At 40.3% G+C, this 18,540-nt stretch carries 16 protein-coding genes, 1 tRNA gene and 2 pseudogenes; 8 read left to right on the top strand and 11 right to left on the bottom strand.

Features of this window, described 5'->3' with window-relative positions:
* The first annotated feature begins 4 nt into the window (after positions 1-4).
* The 3 genes from cbiB to QZ135_RS12500 all read left to right on the top strand — a co-directional run bounded on the left by cbiB (position 5) and on the right by QZ135_RS12500 (position 4,971).
* The gene (gene cbiB / locus QZ135_RS12510) at positions 5-1,036 is read left to right on the top strand and encodes an adenosylcobinamide-phosphate synthase CbiB (protein WP_294609570.1); all 1,032 of its coding nucleotides are present in this window, start codon (positions 5-7) and stop codon (positions 1,034-1,036) included.
* Positions 1,037-1,138: 102 nt separating this feature from the next.
* The gene (locus QZ135_RS12505) at positions 1,139-3,013 is read left to right on the top strand and encodes a HAMP domain-containing sensor histidine kinase (RefSeq protein ID WP_294609515.1); all 1,875 of its coding nucleotides are present in this window, start codon (positions 1,139-1,141) and stop codon (positions 3,011-3,013) included.
* On the top strand, positions 3,010-4,971 hold the full coding sequence (locus QZ135_RS12500) for a HAMP domain-containing sensor histidine kinase (protein ID WP_294609512.1): 1,962 nt from the start codon (positions 3,010-3,012) through the stop codon (positions 4,969-4,971). Before QZ135_RS12505 ends, QZ135_RS12500 begins: the two co-directional genes overlap by 4 nt.
* Positions 4,972-5,091: 120 nt before the next feature.
* On the opposite strand, the gene cobC is transcribed toward QZ135_RS12500, so the two are convergent.
* From cobC to cobU, 4 genes are all read right to left on the bottom strand, one after another.
* Positions 5,092-5,655 (bottom strand): alpha-ribazole phosphatase, encoded by a 564-nt coding sequence (cobC, locus tag QZ135_RS12495; protein WP_294609510.1) that lies wholly within the window; start codon positions 5,653-5,655, stop codon positions 5,092-5,094.
* Between the two features lie 7 nt (positions 5,656-5,662).
* Positions 5,663-6,451, bottom strand: a complete 789-nt coding sequence (gene cobS / locus QZ135_RS12490; RefSeq protein WP_294609507.1) for an adenosylcobinamide-GDP ribazoletransferase — start codon at positions 6,449-6,451, stop codon at positions 5,663-5,665.
* A gap of 4 nt (positions 6,452-6,455) precedes the next feature.
* Entirely contained in the window at positions 6,456-7,493 is a 1,038-nt protein-coding gene (gene cobT, locus QZ135_RS12485; RefSeq protein WP_294609504.1) for a nicotinate-nucleotide--dimethylbenzimidazole phosphoribosyltransferase, read from the bottom strand.
* A 64-nt stretch (positions 7,494-7,557) separates the two neighbouring features.
* Positions 7,558-8,067: a bifunctional adenosylcobinamide kinase/adenosylcobinamide-phosphate guanylyltransferase gene (cobU, locus tag QZ135_RS12480; RefSeq protein ID WP_294609501.1), complete on the bottom strand. Its 510-nt coding sequence runs from the start codon at positions 8,065-8,067 to the stop codon at positions 7,558-7,560.
* 94 nt (positions 8,068-8,161) lie between these two features.
* Between cobU and QZ135_RS12475 the strand changes: the two genes are divergently transcribed.
* From QZ135_RS12475 to QZ135_RS12465, 3 genes and pseudogenes are all read left to right on the top strand, one after another.
* A tRNA-Gly gene (locus QZ135_RS12475) sits at positions 8,162-8,234 on the top strand.
* A 153-nt stretch (positions 8,235-8,387) separates the two neighbouring features.
* Positions 8,388-9,458, top strand: a complete 1,071-nt coding sequence (locus tag QZ135_RS12470; RefSeq protein WP_294609498.1) for a site-specific integrase — start codon at positions 8,388-8,390, stop codon at positions 9,456-9,458.
* Between the two features lie 379 nt (positions 9,459-9,837).
* Positions 9,838-10,005: pseudogene (locus QZ135_RS12465) on the top strand (peptidase S24); the annotation flags it as partial.
* 24 nt (positions 10,006-10,029) lie between these two features.
* Here the strand turns inward: QZ135_RS12465 and QZ135_RS12460 are convergent.
* From QZ135_RS12460 to QZ135_RS12440, 5 genes and pseudogenes are all read right to left on the bottom strand, one after another.
* The gene (locus QZ135_RS12460; RefSeq protein WP_294609495.1) at positions 10,030-10,881 is read right to left on the bottom strand and encodes a hypothetical protein; all 852 of its coding nucleotides are present in this window, start codon (positions 10,879-10,881) and stop codon (positions 10,030-10,032) included.
* A 108-nt stretch (positions 10,882-10,989) separates the two neighbouring features.
* Entirely contained in the window at positions 10,990-11,535 is a 546-nt protein-coding gene (locus QZ135_RS12455; protein WP_294609492.1) for a hypothetical protein, read from the bottom strand.
* On the bottom strand, positions 11,535-12,026 hold the full coding sequence (locus tag QZ135_RS12450; RefSeq protein WP_294609489.1) for a type II toxin-antitoxin system antitoxin SocA domain-containing protein: 492 nt from the start codon (positions 12,024-12,026) through the stop codon (positions 11,535-11,537). Before QZ135_RS12450 ends, QZ135_RS12455 begins: the two co-directional genes overlap by 1 nt.
* Before the next feature lie 220 nt (positions 12,027-12,246).
* Positions 12,247-12,448 (bottom strand): annotated as a pseudogene (locus QZ135_RS12445) (DUF6808 domain-containing protein); the annotation flags it as partial.
* Positions 12,449-12,721: 273 nt separating this feature from the next.
* Entirely contained in the window at positions 12,722-13,804 is a 1,083-nt protein-coding gene (locus tag QZ135_RS12440) for a hypothetical protein (RefSeq protein WP_294609486.1), read from the bottom strand.
* Between the two features lie 489 nt (positions 13,805-14,293).
* On the opposite strand from QZ135_RS12440, the gene proS reads away from it, so the two are divergent.
* Positions 14,294-15,787, top strand: coding sequence for a proline--tRNA ligase (gene proS / locus QZ135_RS12435; protein ID WP_294609483.1), 1,494 nt, complete (start codon positions 14,294-14,296; stop codon positions 15,785-15,787).
* A gap of 198 nt (positions 15,788-15,985) precedes the next feature.
* On the opposite strand, the gene QZ135_RS12430 is transcribed toward proS, so the two are convergent.
* Both QZ135_RS12430 and QZ135_RS12425 read right to left on the bottom strand, forming a co-directional pair.
* A complete protein-coding gene (locus tag QZ135_RS12430; RefSeq protein ID WP_294609480.1) occupies positions 15,986-16,750 on the bottom strand; it encodes a hypothetical protein in 765 nt (254 codons plus the stop codon).
* Complete coding sequence (locus QZ135_RS12425) at positions 16,725-17,531, bottom strand: metallophosphoesterase (RefSeq protein ID WP_294609476.1); 807 nt, start codon at positions 17,529-17,531, stop codon at positions 16,725-16,727. Before QZ135_RS12425 ends, QZ135_RS12430 begins: the two co-directional genes overlap by 26 nt.
* A gap of 328 nt (positions 17,532-17,859) precedes the next feature.
* Between QZ135_RS12425 and QZ135_RS12420 the strand changes: the two genes are divergently transcribed.
* Positions 17,860-18,537, top strand: coding sequence for an ABC transporter ATP-binding protein (locus tag QZ135_RS12420; protein WP_009127561.1), 678 nt, complete (start codon positions 17,860-17,862; stop codon positions 18,535-18,537).
* Positions 18,538-18,540 lie beyond the last annotated feature (3 nt).

Genomic DNA, 18,540 nt, shown 5'->3' with positions numbered 1-18,540 from the left:
TACAATGGAAGATATACTCATCATTATAGGCATTGCGTTTAATCTCAACCTGCCTCTGCTTGTAGCCTGGCTTCTCGATCGATGTCTGGGTGACCCTGCCTGGTTGCCCCATCCTGTCGTAGCATTCGGCAAGATGATTTCATTCTCCGAACACATCTTTAATAAGGGGCAAGGTCGGGGCTTGAAAGGTGCATTTGTAGCCATTATTCTTGTGCTTGCCGTTTATCTCGCGGCTTTATATCTGCTTCGCTGGGCTGCTGTATTCTCTCCGGGTCTGCTTCTTTCATTGCAAATATTTGCCATCTTTTTTTGTTTGGCAGGCACCACCCTTGTTCGCGAAGTCCGTATGGTATTTGAAGCTGGAGACCGTTCTCTGGAGGAAGGCAGGACACAAGTAGCCCGCATCGTTGGCCGTGATACTTCTGAATTGTCTGCTCAGGAAGTGCGTACTGCTGCCCTCGAAACTCTTGCTGAAAATCTCAGTGACGGAGTGATTGCTCCCTTATTTTGGTATATGCTTCTGGGTGTTCCCGGCATGCTTGCTTATAAAATGGTAAATACACTTGATTCTATGATTGGTTATCGTAATGACCGTTACCGCGCTTTCGGTTGCTTTGCCGCTCGTCTGGATGACATGGCAAATTACATCCCTGCCCGTCTGACTGCCATGCTTATGATACTTGCCGCTATTCCCCGGACACGAAAAAACACCCCCTTGTGTCTTGACTCCGGAAATGATTCCTTTCAACCGCGCGGTTTACTGGCTTTATTGAAGTTTGTTGGTAAATATGGAAACCAGCATGCCAGTCCCAATTCCGGTTATCCCGAAGCGGCTCTTGCCGGTATTCTGGATTGCCGTTTCGGTGGTCCGCACAACTATTTCGGTGAGGAAGTGTGGAAACCATTTATTGGAAATAACGGTCGCCTCTTAACTACGGAAGATATGAAGATTGCAACCCGTATTAACTTCCGTGCCGAAGGAATCATGATAATAATCATGATATTGACTGCTATTTTAGTTTCTTTTGCCATTTAGTTATTTACATTTTTTGGCTCTTTAGAAAATATTGAATATATTTGCCAGCGTATGCGGTGAATGGCAACACAAACACCACACAGCACGAAACAAACAAACTTCATGAGAAACTTACTGAAATATCTCATTCTTCATATATTATGCTTTGGATGTCTTGTCCCTTTATCAGCAGGAGAGGATAGTTCGGCTGAAGCTAAACGTAATGCCCTGTCAGATGAAGTGATAGATATCTTTCACGACAGTATGGGATTTGATTATCTGACCAAGGAAGAAAGTGAGGCTATCAATGTGGATAGCATTCTCAATTATCTGGAATCCACTAAACAGTATAGAACTTATTTTGAACTGGAACGGGTACTCATAAAATCGTATCTTTTCCGGGGAGAAATCCGTCTGGCCATTGTCTGGAGTGAACAGATGTATTCGAAGGCAAGTGTACTTTCTCATGCCTTGGGAACTGCTCTTGCCTTGAATGCCATTGGTGAGGTTTATTCCTATACCGGGCGGAATAAGGAGGCCGGTGCCGCCCATGTACAGGCCTTGGAGATGTTCGACCAGATGCATGGTGAAGAAATACATGTCCGTATGTTGCTGGTAGAGCTGATAGAATACAATCTGCGCATCCGCAATTTCCATCAGGCTGCACATTTCATGACCCGCCTGAATCGTTTCCCGGCAGAAAAGCTTTCCAGCCAGGAGCAGGCTGTGCGGCATATCTTTAATGCCTATTGCCAGTTATTCAATGGTTCTGCGAAGATAGCCCGCCAACATTTGGATGCCGTGGAGCCACTAAAGGATGAATTGGTTCCCGCTATTAAGCAGCATCTTCTGATAGCGGATGCCATGTATTGGGAACAGATAGGGGAGTATGAAAAGTCTCTGGCTACTTATGATGCCTTTTTCGAGACCAGTTATGCTGAAATCAACAGTAGTTTGTATAAAGAGGTACTGCAAGACAAGGCGGAATTATTTGTGAAAATGGGACGGAAGGAGGAAGCATACCAACAATATGGTAAAGTTTTTTCTTATATCAAATCATCGTTCGAGAAAAATTATCCTAAAGAGATAGATCTGTTGACTACTCGTTTTCAAGCCGATCAACTGACTTACCAGAATGAACGGGACCGTTTGTTTTCCTATCGATTTTACTTGGGGGGAATTGCAGTCTGCACACTTGTTCTGTTGCTATTTCTCTATCTTAGCTGGAAAAAGATTTTCCGTTTGAGAGAATCGAAGCATTCGCAGGAAGTGATGATACAGAAAGCTGAACGGGCTATTCAGAAGAAAAATATGTTCCTTTCAAATATGAGTCACGAAGTCCGTACACCGCTCAATGCCATTGTCGGCTTCTCTGCTGTGCTGGCTTCGGATGATGATTCGTTCGACGAAGAATCGCGCAAGGAATTCTGTGAAATTATCAAAGTCAATTCTTTCCAGCTTCTGAAACTGATTAATGATATTCTCGACTTCTCTGATTTTGAGAGTGACAATATCACATTCAACATCCGCCCTTATGATGCTGTGAGGCTTTGTAGGGAAGCTACGGAAACCGTGTCCGCTTCTCGTAAGCTTGAAGTTGAACTGCGTTTTGATACAGAACTTCCTGAATTGATGATAGAAACGGACGACGCCCGTCTTCGTCAGGTTTTGATTAATATATTGGTCAATGCTACTAAATTTACCAAAGAAGGATCAATTGTATTAAAACTGGAACAGTCCGACCGTAATACAGCTTTCTTCTCCGTAACCGATACAGGTTGCGGTATTCCTCTTGAAAAACAGGGTGTGATTTTCGAGCGTTTTGAGAAACTGAATGACTTTGCGCAGGGAACAGGTTTAGGACTGTCCATCTGCCAGTTGATTGTGACTCACATGAAAGGGCGGATATGGGTGGACAGCAACTATACGCAGGGCGCTCGTTTCTGTTTTACGCATCCGTTGAAGTATAAACCTAAAGCGGAGGACGTTGTATCATGAAAGATATCGTAATCATATTGCTTTGTTTGCTGAGTCTGTATCCTGATAGACTGTATGCGGAAGATACCCATGCACAACAATACCAGGATAGCGTCATGAAAATTGCACAGGCCATGCCGAATACGCTTGCCAAATTGAATTATTTGCGTGACATGGCCCACAGGCATCAGTATGCTCCCTATAACAAGACTTTTTCTACTGCTTTATATAAGGAAGCATGTATCCAGAAAAATACAACCTATGAGAATTTGGGTGCTTTTTATCTGGCTTCTTGTTACGATAAACTGCATAATCCGGATAGCCTGGCATATTGGGTGGATAAACTGAAAGAGTATGCTCCTGAAGTGGGTACTTATGATTATTATCTGGAACAAAAAGCTGCCATCAGCCGTGCTCTCGCTTCTAAGAGGCAGATAGAAAAGGCTGTATATGTGGCAAAGGAAGCATTGGAAGAGTCTCTGAAATATCATAGTAATAATGGTGAAATAGCATCATACAATAGCTTGGGGTGTGCTTATGGAGTATCCAGCAGAGTGGATGAAGCATTGACTGTTTTTTTGAAAGCTTATCAACGTTTTACTTCCCAAACTAAGACCAACTTACGTGTGGATATTCTTTCGCGTATAGCCCAGGTGTATGGAAACACAGGAAGAGACAGCCTGAGGGTGCCTTATTTGCGGCAAATGGATGAAGAGTTGCAGGAAGTCGTAAAACGTGAACCTGAAGCACGGAAGAATTGGAGCAACTTTGAAATCGACTGTCAGATAAAGTATGTCCTTTTATTTATGAATAAGGGGGATTTTCATACTGCACAGGAGCATATAGATAAGGCTAAAGCTTTGTTGGAAGACCATGTTGATCCTGTTTTCTGGCTCAATATACAGCTTGTACAGTTACAATTTTATGCCCGTACGGAGGAGTATGATAAAAGTATTGCATTGATAGATGAGGTGACGCCTATAGTGCTGAATCATTACGTATCCACTTTTGCTACACTAATTAATTACAAAGCGTCTACTCAGATTAATAAGGGTGATATTGACGGAGCTATTGAAACAAGGCGTTACTTGATACAGGCTCAGGATTCTCTGGACAATGCTTTTTCTGCAAATCAACTGCAGCAAATGAAGGAGATCTATCATATCGATGAGCTTCTTATGGAGAAACAGAAGATAAAAGATACCAATTACAAACGTGGTTTTCTGTTTCTGGTTACATTAATGATACTGGTACTTATCTTTTATCTTTATACACGTTATTTATCCCGGAAGATTGTTACAGCCGAAAAAATAACGGCAGATGCTGCTATGCAGGCAGAAGCGGATAATGTTACTAAAGATCGCCTGCAATCAGAAATCAGTCATGATATACGTACGCCGTTGAATGTAGTGGTTGGTTTTGCCGAACTGCTGACAGAGCCTAAAGAACTTACGACAGAAGCAAAAATGGAATATGGCAAAATGATTCAGGAGAATGCGGAAAACCTCTTGAAGTATGTCAATAGTATTCTGGAACTTTCCCGTTTGGAATCCGGTAAGACACAATACGTACAGGAAGAGTGCGAAGTGATAGCTCTGTGCCGGAAAGAAATTGCTGCTGCCATACAGGCTGCCAATGGACACGTGGCTGTTCGTTTGAAGACGGATATCGAAAGTCTGGTGATAAATACGGATAAGAACTGGTTTTCTTCATTATTATCCAGTCTGCTGGTACCGGTAGAAAGTGATGACGATTCGTACAATATTGTTATCCGCATCAAATATGACCGGGAAAAGAAGCTGTTACTTTTTAAAGTAATCGGTACACCTCTTGCTAAAGTGCGCTTTGAGAATAAAACAGCACTTATCCGTCATGAAATCAATACGCACTTTATTCATGCTTTTGGTGGTACCTATAAGGTACAGGCGGATACGGCAGAAGGTCCGTTGGTTTCATTTAGTATTCAGACAAAAGAATAACTGAGAAGAAAAAAAGGGGACAAGTTAACGAGTTAACAAGGGGACAAGGGGCTGCGTAATACTTCTATACCGCATGGAACCTTGTCTCCTTGTCCCCTTGTCAACTTGTCCCCTTGTCAACTAATTCAAACTGTTTCTGTGTTCAAGTTTTAATCTGACAATTCCTCCGTAAGGAGTCAGAGCACTGAATGCTTCTTCCGGCTTTATTATTCCTGCATAAAGTTGTGCGCAAATCAGTACGCCGCCATGTGCAAAGACGGCTACCTGCTCGTAGTCCTTTTCTTTCAATTCATCCAGAAAATTGGCAACACGCTGATATTGCATCGTAAATGATTCACCATTTGTGGCACGTACATTCATGTAATCAGCATACCATTCTTTCAATCTCGGGTCAGTTATTTCGTCGAACTTTTTCATTTCCCAATCGCCGAAGTTGATTTCCATGATACGGTTATCCCGTTCGGCATCAGGATAGCCACAATAGGTGGCAAGACGCACGCAACGGGATAGAGGACTGGTATATACATGGTCGAAAGCCCGACCTTCCGGACGATAACTCTTCAGATTCTCTGAAGTGACGGCAGCCTCCTGGCTGAAACTGTCACGCAAAGGGACATCCGATTGTCCGTAGCATACTCCGGGAGGTACATCAACCGAGGTATGTCTGATAAAAATAACTTCCATATGATTACTATTTTAAATAAGTGTTGAGAAAATCCGGATTGCCATATCTGATGTGCGCATACACCAGAATGGCAGCACCAAGATAGAACGAGAGCTCGCAAAGCAGGAACACGGCTCCGCAGCAATCTCCAGTATAACCTTGCAGACGGCGTTTCATCAGTCTGCACAGTGCGATAAAAGTAAGGAGCGGAAAGCACATTATCGGCCAGAAAACGATTGGCAGAAAAACAACAATCGGTAACAGACTGCAGACAAAACCTGTTAGTGATTCTTGCAGTGTCATACGGTCATAAACCACTTTCGCTTTACTGTCTTCTTCTTTTCGTGCGTAAGGCAGATAATTAATAATCTGCGATGCGCAAAACTTGGAATAGCAATCGCCGCAGATGACAAAAACGCCAATCAGTTTCAAAGGCAGATTTTCTAAAAGCAGGAATAGTAACAAGAAATAAACAATCAGTCCAATGACGCCATAACTACCTATATGCGAGTCTTTCATGATGGCAAGTGTACGTTCGCGCGTGGTTCCTCCACCGAACCCGTCAAAGAAGTCCGCCAGTCCATCTTCATGCAGACACCCAGTGACAAGTAGTCGGGAGACGATTGCAAGGAGGCATGCAATAGATATCGGAAGAACCTGGGCAGCCAGCCATAATACACCGACCATGATGCCACCTGTCAGCCATCCGGTCAGAGGCCAGTAGGGAACGATTCGTTTGAAATGTTCTGCCGGAACCTCCTTTATCCTCCAAAAAGGCAACCGTGTGAAAAAGATGAGTGCTGCAAGAATTTTCATATCACTAAAAATATTTTGTTATGGATGCATGTGCAAAGTTGTCCATTTCGTTAATCATCCGTATGGCGGACGTCACAATGGGATACGCACAGATAGCACCGGTTCCTTCTCCCAAGCGAAGTCCTAAGTTCAGAAGGGGCTTTGCACCCATATTGTCAAGTAACAGTTTGTGTCCTGTTTCGTCTCCACAATGTCCGAAGATGGCATAGTCCAATACTTCGGGATATAGTTTACTGGCGGCCAGGATGCAGTTTGTCATGATGAAGCCATCTACCAGAATAATCATTCCCAGTTCCGCAGCCTGTAGCATGCCTCCTACAGCCATCACCATTTCCAGTCCGCCGAAATAACGGATGATGTCACGGGGAGAATAATCTCCTTTGTAGTTATCTAAAGATTGCTTCAACACTTCATATTTGTGGCGGATGCCCGCATTATCCAGTCCACTGCCTGCACCTACACACTGTTCTAAAGAAATTTTTGTAAAACAAGTCATCCACATGGAAGAAGAAGAGGTATTCCCAATACCCATTTCTCCGAAACTGAGCACATTGCTGCCTTCTTCGTGGCAACGACGTACAACCTCTGCACCACGTTCCAGACAGAGTTCCATTTCTTCTTCCGTCATGGCAGCTTCGTGCAGATAGTTCCGGGTACTTTTGCGTACTTTCATATTGATGATTCCTTTTTCATAAGGCAAATCATAATCTACCCCTGCATCTACAATCTTCAGTGTAAAACCATGCTGGCGACAAAGGAAATTTACTCCTGCACCGCCATGCAGAAAGTTGCTGATTTGTTGCCAGGTTATTTCTTTGGGTGACAAGCTGACACCTTCTTCCACAATCCCATGGTCGGCAGCAAAGATGATATTTTGCGGATGTTGCAGAGTAGGAGATAAGGTTTGCTGTATCCATCCCATTTGCAGAGCCAGCTCTTCAAGAGTACCCAATGAGCCTTTCGGTTTGGTTAGATTATTGATTTTATCTATCAATACCGGGCGGATACTTTCGTCCGGTCGTACAATTCTAAATGTTTTCATATGCTTATTTTTTTATCGTTTTATCACTTCACCACCTTCATCACTCTATCATCTTATCACTCTTTTATTTCACTTTCACCGGAATTCCCGATACCATCAACCAAACTTCATCTGCCTGTGCTGCGATGTATTGATTCATCCATCCCTGCATATCGGTGAATTTTCGCTGGATTTCATTATCTGAAGTCGCGCCCATACCTATTTCATTAGTAACAAAAATAAAGGTGGCATCTTGTTTTGTGAAGCGGTCGAATTCTTCTTTGGCAGTGGTCAAAGCGCTATCTGTATCAGCTTTTACATCGAAGAAGAAATTGGTGCACCACAAAGTTACACAATCTATCAATACAATCCGTCCTGCCAATTGGTGGCGGCTTAATTGCTTTTCTTCTTCAATATTTGTCCACTCTGGACCTCGCCTTTGTTGATGGCGGATGACACGTTGACGGAATTCTTCGTCCCAGATGCGCGCAGTAGCCAAATAAACAGGGTTGAGGGAGAGGCTTAATGCCATTTTTTCTGCATAAGTACTTTTACCCGAACGGGCACCTCCGGTGATGAGTATAATTCGTTTCATGGATTTTTCACTTTTGTGGCTGTAAAATTACATTTTTATTTTTGAATATAAAAAACTTCTTTTTACCTTTGCATCGTCTTTCTAAGAAAGCAATGCGGCAGTAGCTCAGTTGGTAGAGCATCAGCTTCCCAAGCTGAGGGTCACGAGTTCGAACCTCGCTTGCCGCTCAAAAGAAGAAGAGTGTAATACTCATGTTATTAGCATATTATTATTGCACCTTCTTCTTTAACTTTTCTAATTTACTGATTAAAAAAAAGGATAATACGTCCATTGCTGGACGAAATAACTTATCCAAAACTTATCCTTTAATTTTAATCAATATGGCAACTTTAAAATTAACAATTTTCAAAGCTAAGGTTTTAAAAGATGGCAGTCATAAAATAAGAGTAGCAGTTTGTCATAAGCAAGAAACCTGTTACATTGTAACTCAGTTCAAGATAGACAACATATCTCAGTTTAAAAACGGACAAGTTATAAAGCGACCTGACGCATCAATAATGAATACTAAATTGCGCCATCTTCTTAATGAATATCAAGATAGGTTAGATAAAATAGACAATGTTTCATTGTATTCTTCCTCGCAACTAAAGAAATTATTGCTTAGAGGTTCATCAAAACAAGCAGTAGAAACGTTTCAATCAGCATGTGATGATTATATAGCCGAACTTTTGCACAATGGACAAAAAGGATATGCTGGATTGCTTTCAAGTAGTAAAGCTACTTTCTTCGAATACACTAATGGAGATATTCTTCTGTTGGATATAACTCCAGAACTAATTGAAAACTATTCTTCTTTTCTACAAAGAAAGAAATGGAGCAAAGCAACTATAGGAATAGCAATGCGCAATGTGAGGACTATAATCAACAGATCTATAAAAAAAAGGAAAGTAGTATACGATATTTATCCATTTATAGATTATTCAATTCCAAACTTTCCGGTACGTGATGTAAGTATAGAGCTCGAATCATTAAAGAAAATAATTAGCTTTAATACGACAACGCGAAAATTGATTGTTGTCTGTGATGTATTTTCTTTGTCATTCTATTTTGGAGGTATAAATCTCATAGATTTGCTTAATGTCGATTTCAGTTCAGGAGGTTGCATAGAATACAAAAGGGAGAAAATACGGAATAGAACAAATGATGAAAATTCAATAGTAATTCCAGTTAATCAACAAGCAAAAGATATTATAGAAAAATGGATTGACAAGCGAACTGGTAAATTGGATTTTGGATATAAATTCGCATATAAGAATTTCTCTCGTTACGTATCAAGAAGTATCAAAGAGATCTCATCTGAACTTGGTATTAAAGAGCGTGTAGTATGTATTATTCCGCCCGCAAAACCTTTGCCCAATTCGCTTCTGAACTCGGAATCCCGGACGGAGTGATAGACTACTGTTTGGGACATTCAGACAAAAGTAAAGGCATTATCAGGTATTATACCAAGGTCAAACAAAAACAAGCGGAGATAGCAATCAACAGAGTAATAGATTATGTGAACAATCCAGAGAAATACAAGGAGTACATCGAAATGAGAGCGGATATTATGATGATGAAAGGGTAATCATGATACAGATACTACCCCTATAGCTACTAAGCTACAAGGATTTTTTATTCCTGGACTAAAACTATGTAAAATATCAAGCAGAAATTGTTGATAAGTGCTGATGAGCTTGATAATTTAAGGCAGTTGAAAAACTGCCTTTTCTTTTTAAAAAATCAAAATCGACACTTTTACTTTCATTATTTCTTCGTTTATTTGTCACGATGAAAAGGAACATAGAAATACATAAGATTGACATTTCCTCAAGTCTGCCCTTACCCTATGCAGACGAAGGTATTCGCGCAGGATTTCCGAGCCCGGCACAAGATTACATGGAGCAAGCTATCGACTTGAACAAGGAAATAGTCAAGCATCCGGCAAGTACATTCTACAGTTTTATATGTAGTTTTTGTTGCTTAAATAATGCGCCATTTCTGTGCACCTTCTGATACAATAGATAATTTCAGGAAGGTAAATAACTTATCATTTTCATTTAATGCAATACTAGGAAATTCTGTTAATTCATTTTTTATATCCCCCCTCGCATTAGGGTTATGAGCGGAATCAGGTTTATATTCCAATTGATATGCAGTCGGCAAACGTGATATTGCTTTATTGAATTTATCTTTAATTGCACTATCGTATTTAGCCTCGACTGCATGACCAATAGCTACATCACTAGGTCTATTTTCTACCGTTTGCTGACCTAATTTTTCATACCCAGCATCATTCTTTGTTACTAAAATACCCTTAACCTTACTAATCCACTGATTTCTTACTGAAGTGTCTAACCCGCCGTTACCAACTGTATATGTATCTATTAAATCCCCTTCTTCATTAACGCCACCAGATGGGTAATTTATCCACTCTGCAACGCTTGAATTGGCTCCACCATTCATTATTGTTTTCTCAAAATCGCCTTGTTTTTCTTCCATTTGATCCCCCCATGACACTAAGTTATCAGCATTTTGAGCACCACCAAAGCTGGCAGCTACAATATGTCCATTTTGATATTTATTACGTACATTTACAAAATTAAGAACATTGTTCACTTTCATCTCATTAAGTATCTTTACTATATTTTCCGGATTTGTTCGTGGTCCAGATATAAAATGCCCATCTGGATTCCACCTTATTCTGGTAGTAGCCATTTGAATAGGAATTGATTCTCTATTATCCACAACTACTTTCATTTGCTTATTCCCTGCTTTGTTATTAGCAATCGCCCTACTCAATTTATTCCTTTGTTCCCTACTATATTCTGCCATGATATATTATTTTTAAGTTAGTGTGTAAAAATAAGAAATAATATAATAGGTTGTCACTCAACATTGGATGTTAGATAGCATGAAATAGGGATATAAGAAAAAAGCAGCTTATTCGGCTGCCTTATCACAGTCTGTCTTTTTTATACTATTCGAATTATCATTAGCCAAAAAATGTCCTCTCAAAACAATCAAACCTAAGCCAATAATGTTGATCGTTGTTGTGGAAAGTATAGTTATCATTATAGGCTCTGTAACATGTATATCCATATAACCCGACAATAAAGGGACGGCAATATAATTACAAACAACTATTGTAAGTACAATAAATAAGTATATAGCAATAACACGTAATGACCATTTTTCAAGCCTACGTCTAGCTTTGGTATTTTCTACTATTCTATGTAAATGAACAAGTTCCTTGCATTTATCAAGATTTTCGGGTGTAGTTTCAGATTCTAAAAGAGAGCTAACTGTATCAAGTATATTAATATCTTTTTTCTTTTCTTTAAAAGGAGCGGAGAAAAAGAACTTTATCCAATACGGAATATAATATCCTAAATGAATAAAATAATGGTAGGGCTTAATTACCTTACTCGAACCGAATAAAGTATTAAACAAGTCATCATCTGCATGGAAGGTAATTTTCTTACTCATTATTTAATTCTATTTGCAGGATTAGAAAAATATTCTCTTATTGCCTCAGTATTTATTGGTGTATTCCATTTGTTTTGTTCAATAACATTACCTTCTTTATCTTTAATATAAAGAGTATTATACCAAGGAGAGCCTTCTTTATGAGACCATTGAGTTAAAGAAACAGCACTCATCAAGTGCATTATATCAACTGCAGATTTAACTAATTCCAATGCTTTAGGACGCTTATTGAATTCGCATAATTTGTCGTTGGAAAAAGATTTTATAATTTCATCAGGATTGATTTTTTTATTTACGATAGGAAATACAGGCCCATACGGCCATGCTTTAGGAGAATCATCCCCAAATAACAACTTACCTGTTTCAGCATAATATACACCATACACATAGAACAAAATCTTGTTAATCTGAGTTTTGTTCAATTGGGTCATATGCAACTTCTGAGCTGCATACTGAATCAATCGTGCGTAATCTATACTTGTGAGTTCCATAATCATGCGAATTCTTTATGCAAATTAAACGCTTTTCGCCCAAAAAAGTCTATTTTTACCTACTTTTTTATTGATTTTACACAGAAAACGTGCAAAACATACGCAAAATTGGTACAAAAACGAAATAAACAACCCAAAAGCCCCAACTTTCGCCGAGTCTCGCCACTTATCGCTATAAGATGACTTCTACTCCCTTACCATTGAAACAGACTATAACTTACTCCAGCCTCGGCCGATACCCACTCACCCATGCCCGGTAAAGACTGTCCTCATAATAAGCCTGTTCACGATGAACAACAGTGTCACCAATACGAATAGTGTCTGTTAGCTGGAAAACCAACAGAGGAGCTATAGGTGGCGAGATAAGTAACGTATCAACCTTGTACAACAGTCTTTACCATTGTCTCGGTACGTATTTCTGCTATGGGCTGACATATAAACCTTTTCAAGTCTCGTCTTCTCCGCTACGAGGCTGCATACATTACAGCGCAGCCCCCCAAGCTGAGGATCACGAGTTCGAACCTCGCTTGCCGCTCATCTGAAATAATCCTGATAACCAGTAAAATGGCTGTCAGGATTTCTTGTTTTAGCTTATAGAGCTTTTATATTTTAGGCAAAACAAAAGGGATGATACAACTAATGCATCATCCCTTTCCCTTCTAATCACCTAATGTATCTTCTATGTATCCTCTTCTTTATTCTTCCCACCAATTAATATCAGGGTTATTCACATAATTCTTAAATTTGGGGTATCGATTGTCGATAGCTTGAGTTTCATTAGCCCAATCTACTGTAGTAGGAACACTTAGTTTTCCGGGAGCTTTTCCTGTTTCTGCTTTCAGTGTTATTCCATTTACGGTAATTGGGATGTCGACTATGGTTTTGTTGGCATATCCTGAAAGTCTGAACATTACAGGAGGTATGTTCTGATGTTTTCCGACTGCTGTATTCACCATTGTCTCTGTGCTAACACCAAAACGGGTGTGAACTTCATTTTCTGCGCTCTCTCCTCCAATATATAAAGGTAAAGTTCCGCCGGCAGCCAGCAAAGTGATTACAGCATCACCACCTTCTACTATTGCAGCATCGAATACGACATCGTTAAAGTCGAAGTCTCCGATTTCTCCGAGGTCTTCTGCCATAATTCGTCGAGCATTAGTATATTTTGCAGGAGTGATTTTAACTATCCAGTCGCTATAGTAGCCATCAGCAGCTTCTTGTTGATTAGAGTTTTGTCCGGTTGCTTCAAAGTCAAATCCGACATAATAAGCCCCATCAATATACTGGATGGTGTGGTTATAGTGTATTTTACCATCTAAAGTATTATTATATCCAAACTGAGATGTTCCGCTTTTTTGTATTAACATGATTACTCCATTACTGGAATTGAAGTTGTTGATATGATCATTATCACCATTTTGCAACACTGCCACCAAATAGTCCATATTAGCATGTGAACTACTTACATGCTGCACAAAAAAGTCCGACCAATTAATGGCGATAGATGTAGGGTTTTGATGTGTTTTAAACCACTCAGTTACCTTTTCCTCTTCTGCTGCTGTAATATCCTCCGGCACCTCAGTAAAGTTTTTCCATTGATTACTGTTAGGGTTGGCCACGCGTGTAGTAGGGTTTTCACCGAATCCCCAGTCCTGGTCAGGCGAAATAGCGCCGTACTTCTTGATAAAAGCTGCTTCATACTGCGCCTTTTTTGAGTCTGCCTCTCTGGTGGGATCGTATACATCGTTGTTGGAACAAGAAGAAAAGAATGCCACCATGACAGTTACTAAAACTAAAAAGTTGATTTTTCTGCCCATAGTTTCTATTTTTTATATTATGAATGACTAAAGCCTTTTAATAATGCATCTCTAAAAAGTTGTATTATACGATACAAATATATAAAATTTCATTCAAAAAAGCAAAGCAATCGACTGAAAAATACAACTTATTAAATATAAATTAAGGAAGTATTCGCTCGGAAGGATAAAATGCCTCAGTGTAGAATATAATAAATGCTGTCTAAATAAACACCAAATGGCATTTATTGTTCTGAAGTAATCTTGTGAATATCTGTATTAATTCTTTCTTTTTATATACTTTTGCCGCTGCAAAAACAGATAATATGTCGGAATTCGTGCCACATATCATCATGTAGTTGCGGCTTTTTTTAAATAGTGTGTTTATCAAACACACTTTTCACACAAAATTTTGTACTTTTGCCGACTGTTTAATGGATATACCCGAAAAACTTAAAAAAACGATATAAAATGGCAGTAGAATTAAAAGACCTGACCAAACGCAGCGAAAACTATTCGCAGTGGTATAATGAGTTAGTAATAAAGGCCGATTTGGCAGAACAGTCGGCTGTGCGTGGTTGTATGGTGATTAAGCCTTACGGATATGCTATCTGGGAGAAGATACAACGTCAGCTTGACGATATGTTCAAGGAGACAGGACATGTGAATGCTTATTTCCCCCTGTTGATTCCGAAATCTTTCCTTAGCCGTGAAGCGGAACATGTGGAAGGTTTTGCAAAGGAGTGTGCAGTTGTTACACATCATCGCTTGAAGAATGCTCCTGATGGTAGCGGTGTGATTGTGGACCCGGAAGCTAAATTGGAAGAAGAGCTGATTATCCGTCCCACTTCCGAAACTATCATTTGGAACACATATAAGAACTGGATTAATTCTTATCGCGACCTGCCTATCCTATGCAACCAGTGGGCCAATGTGATGCGTTGGGAAATGCGTACCCGTCTTTTTCTGCGTACTGCCGAATTCCTGTGGCAGGAAGGGCATACTGCGCATGCTACCCGCGAGGAAGCTGAAGAAGAAGCAGTACGTATGCTGAATGTATACGCTGAATTTGCAGAAAAATATATGGCTGTTCCTGTTGTGAAAGGTGTGAAATCAGCTAACGAACGTTTTGCCGGTGCATTGGATACTTACACTATCGAGGCTATGATGCAGGATGGAAAAGCTTTGCAAAGCGGTACCTCCCATTTCCTCGGACAGAACTTTGCCAAGGCATTTGATGTGCAGTTCGTGAATAAGGAAAACAAGATGGAATATGTTTGGGCTACTTCATGGGGTGTTTCTACCCGTCTGATGGGTGCGCTTATCATGACCCACTCTGATGATAACGGACTGGTATTGCCGCCGCATCTGGCTCCGATACAGGTTGTCATTGTTCCTATTTATAAGAATGCGGAGATGCTGCAGAAGATTAACGAAAAGGTTGCAGGTATCGTTGCGAAACTGAAATCCATGGGCATCTCAGTTAAGTATGATAATGCTGACAACAAACGTCCGGGCTTCAAGTTTGCTGACTATGAACTGAAAGGTGTGCCTGTTCGTCTGGTGATGGGTGGTCGTGACCTGGAAAACAATACAATGGAAGTGATGCGCCGCGACACTTTGGAGAAAGAAACTCGTTCTTGCGATGGCATCGAAGAATATGTAAAAGACTTATTGGAAGAAATTCAGGCTAACATCTACCAGAAAGCACTTAACTATCGCAATGCCCATATCACGAAAGTGGATAGTTACGATGAATTCAAGGAGAAGATTGAAGAAGGTGGCTTTATCCTGGCTCACTGGGATGGAACGACAGAAACAGAAGAGAAAATCAAAGAAGATACTAAGGCTACCATCCGTTGTATCCCCTTCGAAACTTTCCTGGATGATGATAAAGAACCGGGTGTTTGTATGGTGACTGGTAAACCTTCGGCTTGCCGTGCTTTGTTTGCTCGTTCATATTAAGAAAGAGAAATAAAAGGAAAAGGGCTGCACTTCGTATAAGAAGATGCGGCCCTTTTTGTTTAATTATGAATTTTACAATTTTGTCACACTGTTTACATGTATATGGTCGAAGAGTTCGTATAACATGTATTAAACTCTATAAATTCTCTCGAGGTCATGTCTGCGTGATGCAGACATGACTTTGTGTATGTAACATAGCTAAAATAACTGCGTTTTCAGACCGAATGACAGACTGAGGTAATCTTTCGGTTTCAGATATTTGTTAACAAACGCACTTACCACATATAAGTCGCAGGTACTTATCTCATAGAAAAAAGTAATTGCTCTGGCACCCAATCGCCAATGTGGCGGGATATCATACGTCAGTCGCTGTCCGAGGAAGACGTGGATACGTACCCTGGACGAAAAACCATAATATCCTTTGGGATAACGGTCAGGTTCATTTGTCCAGAATTCACTGCCAAATACAGTGTTGAAATATATTCCACAAGCAAGTGGCTCTACCGAGAAATCTTTTCCAAGATCAATGCTCCAAGGCATATAATTTTGCTTCAGGGTCATAGTGATCTTGTTACGTTTAGAATTATATTTAGGCAAGAAACCAAGAAATATATCCGTTTCCCATTGGTTGCGTTTTCCGTAATCCCATCCAGTGCCCAGAGACAGCAATCCCATATTACCGGCAAATTGCAGTTTCGTATGTGTGGGGATCAAATTTTCCCAGTGTTTCCGGTAGCGATGAATGCGTTTGTCATAACGACTGTAACGTTTATTGCTAACGTCGGCACTATCTATTTTCACCCTCTCTTTTTCCATCCACACAGTATCATATTTCGTAATGATTACGGTATCTCTGAATACCTGGTGTGCTTCAATTGTTTTGGTTTCTTGTGCATGGGTCACTGATGAGCAAACAAGGAGGGAACACATCAGTACTTTAGTAATAGACCACTTCACGCTCATATCCGTCAGGTGTTACAGTGAATATATAGTAGGTGCGGTTTTTCATACAGTCGTTCATGTAATACATCACGCCATCCTGAAAAAGATCTTCTTCAAATAAACGATGTTCATGACCTGCCGTGCAGAATAGTAATCCGGGAAATTGTGTAATACTATACTGGAAAACCTGGGCTACATTGTTGTTGAATTCATAGCAGAAGGGACGAATGTGCATAGAGAATATAGTGCGGTCGTACTCTTCACAACGCTCTTCAAGTTGACTGGAGATAAAATCAAAGTCCGGGATAGGGCGTGAGTAATCATACTCAATGGCATTGGTATTCAGACAGACAAACTTGATGCGTCCGGCAATAAAAGCAAAGTTCGGGTCACCAAAAATGGCACGAAAAGTGTCTTCACCCGTACCGATGCAGTCATGATTACCAATCAGGCCGACATAGGGAACGTTCAGCTTGTTCAATATGTCCCGTTGCCACAGGAATTCGTCCGTGACCCCGAAATCACTAAAGTCTCCATCATGGATAACGAAATCAATATCGTTTCGTTTATTGAGGTGGTTAACGAAATCTACGGTTTCATCATACCAGCGTTGTGAGTCACTTAAGGTGGCGAAACGGATAGTGGTTTTGTCTTTGCAACTTGCCTCTATCCTTTGAATGTTATAATTATTTATGTCCGTCTGACCACTGATGCGCACATCATAGGGATGATAATCTATCATGTCACAACCGCTCATGCATAGCCCTATAAGCGGGATGAATAGGAGTTTAGATAGTTTCATGTGTTGTAAATATTAACATTATTAGTATCTTTGAGAAAACTGCGGGCAAAGATAGAGTTTTCTTTTTGATAAATACTTGTCTTATCTTCCTTTTTTCTGTTCCTTTCGTATGGGGCTCTTCTTGCCGGGTGTCTAATTTTTGGACGGAGGTGTCTAATTATTAGACAGTAATGGTGGACGTTTGAAAAGTTAATTTCTTGATAATAAACAGTTTTTATGCTTTGGCACGCTTTCTGTTTTAATATAAACAGGATATAGCAAGTATTAAAATCCAGTGAACAGTAAAAGAAATAATAAATACATAGTAAATAACATAATAAAAAGCATTATGATTGAAATTAATGACATCAGCAAAGTGTTCCGTACAACGGAAGTGGAAACAGTGGCATTGAACCACGTGAACCTTGAAGTGAAAGAGGGAGAGTTTGTAGCCATTATGGGACCGTCAGGTTGTGGTAAGTCAACTTTGTTGAATATACTGGGACTATTGGATAATCCGACAGAAGGTTCATATAAACTTTTAGGACAGGAAGTAGGCGATTTGAAAGAAAAAGAGCGTACACGTGTTCGCAAAGGCAAGTTAGGTTTTGTATTCCAGAGCTTTAACCTGATTGACGAACTGAATGTGTACGAGAATGTAGAGCTGCCTCTAACTTATCTCGGCATCAAAGCTTCTGAACGTCGCCGAATGGTGGAAGATATTCTGAAACGTATGAATATCAGTCATCGCGCCAAGCACTTCCCGCAACAACTTTCCGGTGGTCAGCAACAGCGTGTGGCTATTGCCCGTGCAGTCGTTACCAATCCGAAGCTGATACTTGCCGATGAGCCGACCGGTAATCTGGACTCTAAGAATGGTGCGGAAGTGATGAACTTGCTGACAGAGCTCAACCGGGAAGGAACCACTATTATCATGGTGACGCACTCGCAGCACGATGCAAGTTTTGCTCACCGCACTGTGCATCTTTTCGATGGTAGTATTGTGGCAAGTGTTGCAACGAATTAATAA

This window comes from uncultured Bacteroides sp. (assembly GCF_905207245.1).
Taxonomy (GTDB): Bacteria; Bacteroidota; Bacteroidia; order Bacteroidales; family Bacteroidaceae; genus Bacteroides.
The sequence above is the reverse complement of the archived record's forward strand: the minus strand, read 5'-3'. Positions and strand labels throughout refer to the sequence as shown.